General features: G+C 71.9%; 9 protein-coding genes. 5 read left to right on the forward strand and 4 right to left on the reverse strand.

The window, feature by feature from the left end; all coding sequences use genetic code 11:
• Positions 1-269 precede the first annotated feature (269 nt).
• Positions 270-4676 carry a S8 family serine peptidase gene (locus AB0B55_RS01555; RefSeq protein ID WP_357133201.1) on the forward strand — a complete coding sequence of 1469 codons (4407 nt, stop codon included), beginning with the start codon at positions 270-272 and terminating at the stop codon, positions 4674-4676.
• A gap of 347 nt (positions 4677-5023) precedes the next feature.
• Here AB0B55_RS01555 and AB0B55_RS01560 read toward each other — a convergent pair whose 3' ends face one another.
• Complete coding sequence (locus AB0B55_RS01560) at positions 5024-5527, reverse strand: winged helix-turn-helix domain-containing protein (protein WP_357169406.1); 504 nt, start codon at positions 5525-5527, stop codon at positions 5024-5026.
• 276 nt (positions 5528-5803) lie between these two features.
• On the opposite strand from AB0B55_RS01560, the gene AB0B55_RS01565 reads away from it, so the two are divergent.
• The 4 genes from AB0B55_RS01565 to AB0B55_RS01580 are packed head-to-tail and all read left to right on the forward strand — an operon-like array spanning position 5804 to position 9477.
• On the forward strand, positions 5804-6787 hold the full coding sequence (locus AB0B55_RS01565) for a phosphatase PAP2 family protein (RefSeq protein ID WP_357169409.1): 984 nt from the start codon (positions 5804-5806) through the stop codon (positions 6785-6787).
• A 16-nt stretch (positions 6788-6803) separates the two neighbouring features.
• A complete protein-coding gene (locus tag AB0B55_RS01570) occupies positions 6804-7499 on the forward strand; it encodes a response regulator transcription factor (RefSeq protein WP_357134681.1) in 696 nt (231 codons plus the stop codon).
• Positions 7496-8989, forward strand: coding sequence for a HAMP domain-containing sensor histidine kinase (locus AB0B55_RS01575; RefSeq protein ID WP_357169412.1), 1494 nt, complete (start codon positions 7496-7498; stop codon positions 8987-8989). Before AB0B55_RS01570 ends, AB0B55_RS01575 begins: the two co-directional genes overlap by 4 nt.
• On the forward strand, positions 8986-9477 hold the full coding sequence (locus tag AB0B55_RS01580) for a hypothetical protein (RefSeq protein ID WP_357169415.1): 492 nt from the start codon (positions 8986-8988) through the stop codon (positions 9475-9477). The genes AB0B55_RS01575 and AB0B55_RS01580 overlap by 4 nt, the downstream gene beginning before the upstream one ends.
• A gap of 15 nt (positions 9478-9492) precedes the next feature.
• Here AB0B55_RS01580 and AB0B55_RS01585 read toward each other — a convergent pair whose 3' ends face one another.
• Genes AB0B55_RS01585 through AB0B55_RS01595 form a run of 3 tightly spaced genes read right to left on the reverse strand, consistent with a single transcriptional unit; the run spans position 9493 to position 12778 of the window.
• Complete coding sequence (locus AB0B55_RS01585; protein ID WP_357169418.1) at positions 9493-10512, reverse strand: D-alanine--D-alanine ligase family protein; 1020 nt, start codon at positions 10510-10512, stop codon at positions 9493-9495.
• Positions 10506-11648, reverse strand: a complete 1143-nt coding sequence (gene alr / locus AB0B55_RS01590) for an alanine racemase (RefSeq protein WP_357169421.1) — start codon at positions 11646-11648, stop codon at positions 10506-10508. The genes AB0B55_RS01585 and alr overlap by 7 nt, the downstream gene beginning before the upstream one ends.
• Complete coding sequence (locus AB0B55_RS01595) at positions 11645-12778, reverse strand: acyltransferase family protein (RefSeq protein WP_357134673.1); 1134 nt, start codon at positions 12776-12778, stop codon at positions 11645-11647. The genes alr and AB0B55_RS01595 overlap by 4 nt, the downstream gene beginning before the upstream one ends.
• Positions 12779-12819: the final 41 nt, after the last annotated feature.

The raw sequence follows: 12819 nt of genomic DNA on the forward strand, positions 1-12819 counted from the left end.
GCATCCCTGCCCACCTATCGTCATGGTCCTGACAATGTTTGGCAAGCGCGTCACCAGCAGGGCAACCGGTAGCGACAAGATGCTCACAGCAAGTTCTTGATCGTCCTTTCCTCTCGATCATAGTGTCCACTCGGGCAACCGGCGTGACCCGCGCGGTGCATGGGGGAGGCATGAAGGGGTCCGTTCGCTCGGTTCCGTCGAGTGGATCTCGTGCACTTCCCACCATGGCCCACGTACACCCCTGGGTCGTTCTGAGGAAGGCGGCACCGATGTTCAGACGTCCACAATGGAGACGCACGGCCAGATCGGCGGTAAGCGCCGGCGCGGCGCTGGTCCTCGCCGCCACGTGCCTGGCCAGCTTCGGCTCCGGGGCGCAGGCCGCGCCCGGCTCGACGGGTACCGCCGTCGGGGACAAGATCCGGCCGGAACTCGCCAAGCAGTTCGAGGCCAAGAGCGCAGGGGACTTCTGGATTCGGTTCAAGGACCGCGCGGACCTGAGCAAGGCCAGCGCCATCAAGGACTGGACCAAGCGGGGCGCGGCCGTGGCGCAGGCGCTGCGGGACAGCGCCGCCGGGAGCCAGAGCAAGGTCCGCGCCGAACTCGACAGCTCCGGTACGAAGTACCAGAGCTTCTGGGCCACCAACGCCATCAAGGTGAACAGCGGCTCCCTGGCGATGGCCCAGCAGTTCGCCGCCCGCAGCGAGGTCGAGGGCCTCTACGCCCCGGTCGCCTACGAGCTGCCGAAACTGACCAAGGGGACCGACGAGAAGACCGTCAACGCGGTCGAGTGGGGCGTCGCCAACATCAACGCCGACGACGTCTGGTCCCAGTACGGCGTCACCGGCGAGGGCGTCACCATCGCGAGCATCGACAGCGGTGTGCAGTACGACCACCCGGCCCTGGTGAACTCCTACCGTGGCAACAACGGCGACGGCACGTTCGACCACGACTACAACTGGTTCGACGCCGCCGGGACGTGCGACGGCGCGCCCTGCGACGACGACGGCCACGGTACGCACACCATGGGCACCATGGCCGGCTCCGCCGGCGCGAACCAGATCGGTGTCGCGCCCGGCGTCAAGTGGATCGCGGCGAACGGCTGCTGCCCCACCGACGAGGCGCTGATCGAATCCGGTCAGTGGATGCTCGAGCCGACCGACTCGAACGGCCAGAACCCGGACGCCAGCAAGCGCCCCAACATCATCAACAACTCGTGGGGCACCCGACTGCCGTCCAACGAGCCGTTCATGGAGGACGTGACCCTGGCCTGGGCCGCCTCGGGCATCTTCGGGGTGTTCTCCAACGGCAACAGCGGACCGGCGTGCCAGACCAGCGGTTCGCCGGGAAGCCTGGCCAGCAACTACTCGGCGGGCGCGTACGACGTCAACAACAACATCGCCAGCTTCTCGGCCCGGGGCGTCGGGCAGAACGGCGAGATCAAGCCCAACATCTCCGCGCCCGGCGTGAACGTCCGGTCGAGCGTCCCCGGCAACGGGTACGGCACCGCCAGCGGCACGTCAATGGCCGCACCGCACCTGGTGGGCGCGATCGCCCTGCTGTACTCGGCGGCACCCTCGCTGGTCGGTGACGTCGACGCGACGCGCGCGCTGCTCAACGGCACCGCGATCGACAAGGCCGACGACCAGTGCGGTGGCACCGCCGCGGACAACAACGTCTGGGGTGAGGGCCGGCTGGACGCCCTCGCGCTGCTCAACGCCGCCCCCACCGGCGACGTCGGCACCCTGGCCGGCACGGTCACCGACGCGGCCACCGGCGCCCCGATCGCCGGCGCGACCCTGACGCTCACCGGCCCGACCTCGCGCGAGATCACCACGGGCGCCGACGGCACGTACTCGACCCTCCTCCCGACCGGTGACTACCAGGTCGTCGTGTCCGCGTTCGGATACGGCAGCGCCACGAAGACGGCGACGGTCACCAACCGCACGACCACGACGCTCGACGTCGCCCTGACGGCGGTGCCGCGCGTCAACGTCACCGGCTCGGTCACCGACGGCTCCGGCCACGGCTGGCCGCTGTACGCCAAGGTGACCGTGAGCGGCCCGGCGGGCGTGTACGACTACACGACCCCGTCGAACGGCCGCTACAGCATCACGGTGCCGGCCGGGCAGACGTACACCCTGACGTACGAGGTGCAGTACCCGGGCTACCAGAAGGTCACCAAGGAGGTCGTGGTCGGCACCCGCAACGTGACGGCCAACGTCGCGGTGCCGGTGGACACCACCAGGTGCACGACAGCCCCCGGCTACACGTTCGGCTCCGACGGCGAGTACGAGACCTTCGACGCGACGACCACCCCGGCCGGTTGGTCGGTGGTGGACAACGTCGGCGGCGGCCAGGTGTGGAAGTTCACCGACGACGGTGGCCGGGGCAACCTGACCGGGGGCGCCGGCAACTTCGCGATGATCGACAGTGACGACTACGGCGCGGGCAAGACCCAGGACAGCTCCCTGGTCAGCCCGGTTGTCGACCTGACCGCCGTCAGCGCCCCGGTCATCCGGTTCAACCAGGACTTCAACCAGCTCAACGACGACACCGCCGATGTCGACCTGAGCATCGACGGGGGCGCCACCTGGACGAACGTCCTGCGGCAGGAGACCGACGTCCGGGGACCGAAGCTCACCGAGATCCCGATCCCGCAGGCGGCCGGCAAGTCACAGGTCCAGGTGCGGTTCCACTACTACGACGCCAAGTACGACTGGTGGTGGGAGGTCGACAACGTCCTGATCGGCAGCCAGGTCACCTGCGTGCCGGTCGACGGCGGCCTGGTCGTGGGCAACGTCCGCGACAAGAACGACGACAGCTACCTCAACGGCGCCACCGTCACCAGCAACGACCGGCCCGCCGAGAAGGCGGTGACCGTGGCGACCCCGGACGACCCGGGGCTGCCGGACGGGTTCTACTGGATCTACTCGACGCTCACCGGTACCCACAAGTTCACCGCGACGGCCGGCAGCTACGTCAGCCAGAGCAAGCAGGTCGACGTCGAGCCGGACTGGGCGACGACCGCGAACTTCGTCCTCGCGGCCGGTCGCCTGTCGGTGGCACCCGCCGCGCTGAGCGCGACGCTCCAGATGCCCAGCGGCAAGGCGACCAGGACGTTCACCGTGACCAACACGGGCGGCGCGCCCGTGGAGGTCGCCTTCGGTGAGCGGGACGACGGGTTCGAGTTGCTGCGGGCCGACGGCTCGCGGGTGACCCGGCAGCAGGCGCTCGGCGCGGCTGGTGCGGCCGAGCAACGGCTGACGGTCCCGACGTCGGTCGCGGCCAGGTCGTCCGGCAAGGCGGCGACGGCGACGCCCGCGGCGGCCGGTCCGCAGGCCGCGCCGTGGACCGACATCGCCGACTACCCGGGCAACATCATGGACAACCGGGTGGTCACCCTGGACGGCAAGGTGTACTCGATCGGTGGTGGTGACGGAACCGCCTCCACCGCGAAGACCTACGCCTACGACCCGGTCGCGCAGGCCTGGACGGCTGCCGCCGACCTTCCCGGCGCCCGCAACGCGCTGACCGTCGGCGTGGTCGGTGGGAAGATCATCGCAACGGGCGGTTGGGGCGACTCCGGTCCGGACGCCGCTACCTGGTCGTACGACCCGGCGGCCAACACCTGGACCGAGCTGGCCGACAACCCCGCGCCACGGGCCGCGGCCGGGCAGGCGGTCGTCGACGGCAAGCTCTACGCCGTGGGCGGGTGCACGACCGCGGCCTGCGTGCCGATGTCGAACACCGTGGTCCGCTACACCCCCGGCACCGACACCTGGGAGACGGTGGCCAACTACCCGAAGTCGGTGGCCTTCGCCTCCTGCGGCGGGATCGACGGCGTCCTCTACTGCACCGGTGGCAACGACGGCACCGCGGCGCAGAAGGCCAGCTACGCCTACGACCCGGGCGCCAACACCTGGACCGCGATCGCGGACGCGCCGACCGACAACTGGGCCAGCTCGTACGCGGTGGCCAGCGGCAAGCTGCTGGTCGTGGGCGGTTCGCAGGGCGGCGCCATCACCAACGCCGGTTTCGCCTTCGACCCGGCCACCAGCTCGTGGTCGAACCTGCCGAACGCCAACACCGCCCGGTACCGGGGTGGCGCGGCGTGTGGCTTCTACAAGATCGGTGGCTCGTCCGGCAGCTTCGACGCGGCGCCGGACAGCGAGGCGCTGCCGGGCTTCGAGGGGTGCGCCGAGGCGGCGGCCGACGTCAGCTGGATGACGATCGACAAGACCACGGCCACCCTCGCGCCGGGGGAGAAGGTCACGGTCACCGTCGGGTTGACCGCGAACGTGGACCAGCCGGGCACCTACTCGGCCGGAGTCACGATCCGGGAGAACACGCCGTACTCGGTGCCGCCGGTGGCGGTGACCATGATCGTGACGCCCCCGAAGACCTGGGGCAAGCTGATGGGTACGGTGACCGGGACGAGCTGCGCGGGCGCGACCGCGCCGATCGCCGGTGCGGTGGTGCAGGTCGACTCGTGGGCGATGTCGTTCACCTTCGCGACCGACGCCGCCGGTAACTACGCCTACTGGATGGACCGCCGGAACAACCCGCTCACGTTGATCGTCGCCAAGGACGGCTGGAAGCCCCAGACCCGTCAGACGAAGATCAGCACCACCACTCCCACGGTGGAGAACTTCGGGTTGGCGCCGATCCGGTGCTGACCCCGGAGCGCTGACGCAGTGATCCGGCCCGCCTGGTCCTCGACCAGGCGGGCCGGCCTTAACCGGCTCACGCAGTGCCACGCCGCGCGTCTTCGCGACCGCCACGCCAGGCGACCGACGGCGACACCACCTGATGAGCGTGATGCCGGTGAGTCATCTAGATGACTCACCGGCATCACGCTCATCAGCATTACCGCCGCCGCTCAGCACCCCGTCCCCGACCGCGCTGGTGGCGGCCGGAGAGACCGCGAGCCGTCAATCCGCCGCAGAGCTACCACGACCTCGTTCCAGGCCACCATCACCATCGCCGCGCTACCCCAATGGTGGTGAACCTTTGAGGACACTGCCTAGAGAGGTGCGAGCCGGAAGCCGACCCCACGGACCGCGTGGATGGTCGCGGCGGCGTCGAGCCGGGCGAGCTTGCGGCGTACCCGACGCACGACCGAGTGCATGTCGGACCCGCGGCCCAGGTGCCGGTTGCCCCAGACCTCGAGGTGCAGCCGCTCGTACGTCCAGACCTGCCCGGGAGCGTCGACGAGGCAGATCAGCACGTCGTGTTCCAGCCGGGTCAGGTCGATCTCCTGGTCGCGCCAGCGCAGCACGCGGCGGTCGGAGTCGACGCTCAAATCGGGCGGCGGCTGCGGGCGCCGCGCCACCTCCGCCCGTGCGGGCGGGGCCGGGGGAGGTACGACGGGGGGCAGGTCGCCCACCCCGAGGAACTCCCGTGCCTGCTCGACACTGGAGACGATCAGGAAGGCGTCGCTGCCGCCGAGCAGCCGTGCCAACTGTCGGCGCTCGGCCGGTGACGACGCGATGCCGATGACGAGTGGAGCGACCGAAACGCCGTGCATTGCCCAACCCCTTCCGGTTCCCCACGAACACTCCGGATGGTTTTCGCACCGCCGAGAATCATCGATCGGCGTCTTGATCTTAGTGACGGCTCGTCTCGGCCAGGTAAAACATAGTTGCATGTAAGCATGTGAATGAAGGCTCACGTCTGGGCGGCGCGGGCGGCGGGACGTTCGCGGGGGAGGATCGCCCGGGTTTTTCCGGTACGAGCGTCGGTTGTGACAGAACCAAGACAATCCACGGACAGCCCCCGGATCTGGCGGGCCGAGCATGGTCGCATGTCCCACGCATCGTCGTACTCCATCGGTCGCTCGTCGGTGCCGCCGCCACCGGCGCCGTCGCCTGGCCCGGCGCGCGCGCTGGCCGCCGGCCGGCCCGCCGCGCCACCGGCTCTCCGGCTGCTCGCGGCGGGCGTCTGTTGCCTGCTCGCGCTGTGTCTGGTCGGCGTGGTCTTCGTGTGGACCCAGCCCGGTCAGTGGGTCGACGGGCTGCTCCTGCCGCGCGCCGAGCGGGGCGGGGGTTACGAGCAGCCTGGCGGCCTGTTCGGTCCGGCCACGGTCGTCCTGCGGCACTTCGGTCAGCCGGCGCCGCTGGCCGTCCTGCTCAGCGCCGTGCTGGTGGTGGGCCTGCTCGGCCGTCGGCTGCTGCCCGGCGTCGTGGGCGTCGGCATGGTGCTCACCGCCGTGCTGGCGGCCGGCGTGGCGAAGTCGGCGCTGCCCCGCCCGGACCTCGCGGTGCCGAATTCGACCACCCACAACAGCTTCCCCAGTGGTCACGTCGCGGTGGCGACGGCCCTGGCGCTGGCGTTCCTGCTGGCGGCGCCGGGCGCGGCCCGACGGTGGCTGGTGGTGCCCGGCGCGGCCGGTGTCTCGGTGATCGGCGCGGCCACCATGATCGCGGGATGGCACCGGTTCAGCGACGTGCTCGGGGGCGTCCTGCTGAGCATGGCGCTGTTCTGCCTGGCGGCGGCCGCGTTGGCGGCCCGGTCCGGCAGCGACGCGCTCCGTCCGCCCGGCGGGCCGCCCTCCGGGCGGGTCCGGCGTGCTCTCGTCGAGGGCGCGCTGGGGCTGGTCGTGCTGGTCTGGGCGGTTCGGGTGCTGGTTCCCGGTCTGGCCGCCGAACTGCGCTGGGGACCGGTCCTGGCCGTCCTGCTGGCGACCGCGTCGACGATGCTCGCGGTGGGCGTGGCGGCGTTCCTGATCCGGTCGGTGGAGTTCGTCGGATCGGCGCAAGGCATCGACAAATATGAACAATCTGCGTGATGGGATACTTGACGGCATGCCCCAGGTCCTGCTGATCGAAGATCACCAGACGGTCCGCGACGGACTGCAGTTGGCGCTCACCCGGCAGGGCCACACCGTGGTCGCCGTGGCGACCGGTGAACAGGGGCTGGAGCGACTGCGGACGACCGCCTCCGACGTGGTGGTCCTCGACATCATGCTGCCCGGTATGGACGGGTTCGAGGTGTGCCGTCGCATTCGTCAGGACGGTGACCTGCCCATCATCATGCTCACCGCCCGCAACGACGACATGGACGTGGTGGCGGGCCTGGAGGCGGGCGCCGACGACTACGTGGTCAAGCCGGTACAGGCCCGGGTGCTCGAGGCGCGCATCCGCGCGGTGCTGCGACGCACCGGCGGCGACTCACGACGGCCCGGCGCGGATCGGCCCGGGCTGCACCGGCACGGCGCCCTGACCATCGACCGTGCCGCGCTGGTGGTCACCAAGCACGGCGTGCCGGTCGGCCTGGCCCCGACCGAACTGCGTCTGCTGCTCGAACTCTCGCACACGCCGGGCCAGGTGCTCAGCCGCCAACAACTGCTGGAGGCCGTCTGGGAGCACGGCTACCTCGGCGACTCGCGGTTGGTGGACGCCTGCGTCCAGCGGCTCCGCGCCAAGATCGAGGACGAGCCCTCGACGCCGGTCTACATCCAGACGGTACGCGGCTTCGGATATCGGTTCGGGCCGCTGTGACCCCCTGGCACCGGGCCCGCGCCATGGCGTTGGGCCTGCGCACCCGGCTGCTCCTGGCGTTCGCCCTGCTGGGTGTGACCACCACGGCGGTGGTGGCCAGCGGCAGCTACTTCCAGGCGCGGACGGTCATCCTCCAGCAGGCGCAGGACGCGGCGGTGGCCTCGCTGACCGACCAGCTCTCGAAGGTGTACCCGGTGCTGAGCCTGCCACCCGGCCAGGAGGAGATGGACCTGTTGGCGGGGAGGCTCTCCGACCGGGACAGCTACGCCGTCGTGCACTACCGGGAGCGCTGGTCGTCGAGCGTCGAGGGTGTCGACCAGCTCACCCCGCAGCTGCGACAGGAGGTGGCGCGCGGTCAGATCGCCTGGCAACGCGTCGACCGTGGCGGACATCCGGTGCTGCTCATCGGCACACAGCTCCGGCTCGACCGGTCCGACGGCACGAGCGTGGCGTCCGGAGTGGAGGTCTACTCGGTGCGCAGCCTCGCCTCCGAGCAGGAGAGCATCGACCGGCTCGCCACCCTCGCGTGGGTGACCGGCGGGCTCTCGCTGATCCTCGCGGTCCTGCTGGCCCTGCTGGCCGCCCAGGGGGTGCTGCGGCCGGTACGCGAGCTGGGTCGCGCGGCCCGCCGGCTCGGTGAGGGAGACCTGTCCACCCGGCTGACCGTCCGGGGCGTCGACGAGCTGGCCGACGTCACGCGCACCTTCAACGACACCGCCGCGACCATCGAGCGTCAGGTCGGTGAGCTGCGGCGGATGGAGGCCGACGCGCGGCGCTTCGTGGCCGACGTGTCCCACGAACTCCGTACGCCGCTGGCGGCCATGACGGCGGTCACCGACGTGCTCGACGAGGAGGCGGACCGGCTGCCGGGAGACGCCGGCCGCGCCGCGCGGCTGGTCAGTCAGGAGACGCAGAGCCTCACCCAGCTCGTCAACGACCTCATCGAGGTCAGCCGGTTCGACTCCGGCACCGCCCGGCTCGCCCTCGACGACGTCGACGTCGCCGCGGCGGTCACCGCGACGCTGCGGCTGCGGGGGTGGGCCGACCGGGTACGGGCGGACCTGCCGTCCGGTGTCGTCGCCCGACTCGACCCCCGGCGGCTCGACGTCATCGTCGCCAACCTGGTCGGCAACGCCTTCCGGCACGGCACGGAGCCGGTGTCCGTCCGTCTTGCCGCCGAACCCGACTGGTTCACGATCGAGGTCACCGACCAGGGACCGGGGTTGGACCCGGAGGTGCTGCCGCACGTGTTCGACCGCTTCTACAAGGCGGACACCGCCCGGACCCGCTCCGAGGGCAGCGGCCTCGGACTCGCCATCGCGTGGGAGAACGCGCGCCTGCACCGGCACGCCGGGCAGTCGGGGAGCCTGGTGGCGGGCAACCACCCGCCGGGCGGGGCGGTGTTCACGCTCCGTCTGCCCCGGGTGGCCGCCGAGACCGTGCACGCCGGAGGCGTACGGACAGCCGCGGACGCCGGAGGCGTACGGTGAGCCGCCGTCGCGGAACCCGGGCGCTGCTCGCGGTCGCGCTCCTGGTCGCGCTGCTCACGGCGGGCTGTGGAGTACGGCCCAGCGACGTCATCACGGGCCGCTCCGCGGTGAGCGGCCCGTTCGCCGGTAGGGGCCTCTACCTGATCGCGGACGGCGAACTGGCGCTTGTCGTCCGGCCGGTGAAGAACGTGCCCGGGCCACCGCTGGAGACACTCGTGCTGCTCGTGTCCGGTCCCACCGAGGCCGAGCGGAGCGCGGGGCTCACCAGCGAGGTGCCGGCCGACGCCGGGCCGGTGAGCATGACACCGAGCACCGACGAGCCCGGCATCACGGTGCGGTTCAAGGGCGCCGTGCTGCCGCTGTCCACCGTCGCGGCCAACCAGATCATCTGCACCGTGGCGCTCGCCGGCCAGCAGGCCACTTCCGCCCCGGTCACCCTCGTCGGCTCGGACGGCACCCGGCCGCCCTGGTCCTGCCCCATCGAGTGACCGGGGCGACGCCGCTCACACCAGGTCGACCGCCCGTTCCGGTCGGAGCAGCCCCGGGGAGAGGACCCGACTCCGGTCGGTGAGCGTGCCGGCGATCAGGATGTCGAGCAGGGCGGGGAACTCGATGCCCGCCCGCTGCCAGATCTGCGGAAACTGCGACTCGGCGGTGAAGCCGGGGAACGTGTTGACCTCGTTCACGATGGGCTCGGCGCCCTCGTGGGGGAGGAAGAAGTCGACCCGCAGCAGCCCCCGGCAGTCGAGGGCCTCGAAGGCGCGGACGGCCCGGTCCTGGAGCACCTCGGTGGTGGCCGGGTCCAGCTGGGCCGGGATCTGGAAGACCGCCCCGCCGTCGTACTTCGCGTCGTAGTCGAAGAAGCCCGCGCCGCTGACCCGGATCTCCAGTGGCGGACCGGCCTGCACCCGTCCGTCGGGGTGCTGCAGGACGGCGACGTCGATCTCCCGGCCGTGCGCGCCCTGTTCGACGAGCACCTTCGGGTCGACCGCCCGGGCCTGCGCGAGCGCGGCGGGCAGCGCCGACCACTCCGTCACCCGGACCACGCCCAGGCTGGACCCCGCCCGCGCCGGCTTCACGAAGACCGGCAGTCCCAGCCGCTGCTGGTCGGCCGGCGACAGGGTCTCCCCGTGCCGCAGGGTCACACCCGGGCTGACCCGCAGGCCCTCCGCGGCGAGCAGCCGCTTGGTGACGCCCTTGTCCATGCCCGCCGCGCTGGCGAACACCCCGTTGCCGACGTACGGCACGCCGAGCCATTCCAGCAGCGACGCGACCGTGCCGTCCTCGCCGTACGGGCCGTGCAGGGCCGGGAACACCACGTCCTGGGCGCGCAGCACCCGCAACGCCTGCGGCAGGCCCATCGGACGACCGTCCACGTGCCAGCCGCCGTCGGTGTCGATGAGCACCTCGGTGACCTGGTACCGCTCCCGGTCCAGACCGGCGAGGATGGCGGCCCCCGAGCGCCGCGACACCTCGTGTTCGCCGCTTCGTCCGCCGTACAGCACTGCCAGTCGCGTCAACATGCGACGTCCGCCCTTTCGTGGAGATGGACGCGGCCCACCCGCGCCCCGATTCCGGTCAAGATTTCGTGCGGGTTGGTGCCGGCCCAGCGCGCCCACTCGGTGACGGCCGGCGCGTCGTCGTCGCGTCCCGTGCCGATCACGACGACCGGGTCGCCGATCCGCACCGCCAGGTCACCCACGTCGACCACGCACTGGTCCATGGCGATTCGCCCGACCACCGGGCAGCGCCGGCCGCCGAGCCAGACCTCGGCCCGGCCCTCGGTCGCGCGGGGCAGCCCGTCGGCGTAGCCGAGCGGCAACAGCGCCAGCGTCGTCGGGGCGGCGGTCACGTGCTCCGGCCCGTACGAGACGCCGGTGCCGGCCGGCACCCGCTTCACGTTCACCACGGTCGTGCGCAGCGTCAGGGCGGCGTGCAGCCCGAACGCCCCGGGACCGACCGCGCCGAACGGGTCGACGCCGTAGAGGGCCAGCCCGATCCGGCAGAGGTCGAAGCGGGTCCGGGGCGCGGACAGTGCCGCCGCCGAGTTGGCCAGGTGGACGAAGTCGGGGTCCAGGCCGGCGGTCCGGGCGACGCGCAGCGCCTCGGCGAACGTCCGCACCTGACCGTCCAGCGCGGGCGCGCCCGGTACGTCCGCGTCGGCGAGGTGGGACCACACACCGCGTACCCGGACCGTGCCTTCGACCTCGTACTTGCGGGCCCAGGCCACCAGGTCGGGCCAGTCGTCGCGGCCGGCGCCGTTGCGGGTGAGGCCCGTGTCGACCTTGAGCTGCGCTGTCGCGGGCACGCCGCCCCGCAGGGCCGCGTCGGCGAGCGCGTGCAGGTGGGTAATCGTCGAGACGCCCACGTCGACGCCCGCGAGGATCAACCCGGTGAAGTCGTCGTCCGGGCGGTGCAGCCAGCTCAACGTGGGCGCGGTGATGCCCGCGGCGCGCAGGGCCAGGGCCTCGGCCGCCGAGGTCACGCCCAACCAGGTGGCGCCGGCGCGCAGCGCGGCCCGGGCGACCGGCGCCGCGCCATGCCCGAACCCGTCGGCCTTCACCACCGCCATCAGCTCCGTGCCGGTGACGGCGGCGAGCGTCCGTACGTTGTCGGCGATCGCCCCGAGGTCGACCACCGCCTCGGCCAACGCGCTCATCCGGCGACCGCCTCGCGACGCGTCCCGGGGAGCGCGAACAGCCACCGGCCGCGCGCCGCCAGCAGCGCGCGGTGCACGCCCAGGCTCAGCCCGGCGACGAGCGCGGTCAGCAGGATCGGGTAGCCCAGCACGATCAGGCCCTGGGCGCCCGCGTCCAGCTCGGAGACCGGGGCGGCCAGCAGGCGGTGCAGCAGCGCCAGCAGCGGCATGTGGATGACGTAGATGGGTAACGTGACGCGTCCGAGCGCGGCCAGTCGGTCGCCGAGAGCGGGCCACCGGACCAGCCGGGCGGCGGCGGTGACGCCGAAGGCCACCGCGACGACGGAGACCGCCGGCCAGACGCCGAACCACCGTTGCGCGCCGGCCGCCGCCATCACGGCGAGCGCGAGGGCGTACGCCCCGCCGGTCAGCGCCAGTCGACGCCGGGTGGCGGTGGCGGCCCACCGTTGGATGTGCGGCCGCAGGTAGAGGCCGGCCAGGAAGAAGACCAGGTTCGCATAGAGGCCGCCCCGGTTGCCCGGCGTGGCCAGCAGGCCGGCGGCGGTGACGGCGGACAACACCGCGGCGGGTACGACGACCAGCGACCGGGGCAGCCGGCGGGTCGCCTTGGCGAGCGTGAAGTAGAGCGCCAGGGCGTACAGGTACCAGAGGTTGGAGGGTGTGACGGTCAGCTGTGCCAGCAGACCGAGGGCGGACGTGGCCCGGTCGGTCGGGAAGTCCGGCGTCACGGCCAGGACCGCCGTGTGGATGAGCAGCCAGAGGGCGTACAGGTAGAAGAAGCCCGCGATGCGGCCCCGGGCGACGGCGCGCCAGGGCCGCTGCACGGCGTTGGCCGCGAAGAGGCCGCTGATGGTGAAGAAGAGCGGCATGCGCAGCGGCAGCAACTGCTCACCCAGCGTGCCCCACAGGCCCGGCACGGGTACCCCCACGTGCCAGTCGATCTGCAGGTAGTCCTTGACGACGACGTGCCATCCGACGACGAGGACGATGCACACGCCCTTCGCGGCGTCGGCCCACTGCACCCGCTGCGGTCCGCCGGTGTCGGCCTGCCGCCGGTGACGGAACCGGACGCGCGCGTCGGGGTCGTACCCGCCCGGTCGTGGCTCGGTGAGAGACAGCTCTTGGATCACCCAGCAGAAGGTGCCAGCGGGATATCCGCGCCTGGTCCTCG

Source organism: Micromonospora sp. NPDC049107 (genome assembly GCF_040648595.1).
Lineage (GTDB): Bacteria > Actinomycetota > Actinomycetes > Mycobacteriales > Micromonosporaceae > Micromonospora.

Bases quoted from the DNA above. Each gene is read 5' to 3' on its own strand.
- AB0B55_RS01555 (WP_357133201.1), top strand. From the start codon at position 270: ATGTTCAGACGTCCACAATGGAGACGCACGGCCAGATCGGCGGTAAGC.
- AB0B55_RS01560 (WP_357169406.1), bottom strand. From the start codon at position 5,527: ATGCACGGCGTTTCGGTCGCTCCACTCGTCATCGGCATCGCGTCGTCA.
- AB0B55_RS01565 (WP_357169409.1), top strand. From the start codon at position 5,804: ATGTCCCACGCATCGTCGTACTCCATCGGTCGCTCGTCGGTGCCGCCG.
- AB0B55_RS01570 (WP_357134681.1), top strand. From the start codon at position 6,804: ATGCCCCAGGTCCTGCTGATCGAAGATCACCAGACGGTCCGCGACGGA.
- AB0B55_RS01585 (WP_357169418.1), bottom strand. From the start codon at position 10,512: ATGTTGACGCGACTGGCAGTGCTGTACGGCGGACGAAGCGGCGAACAC.
- alr (WP_357169421.1), bottom strand. From the start codon at position 11,648: ATGAGCGCGTTGGCCGAGGCGGTGGTCGACCTCGGGGCGATCGCCGAC.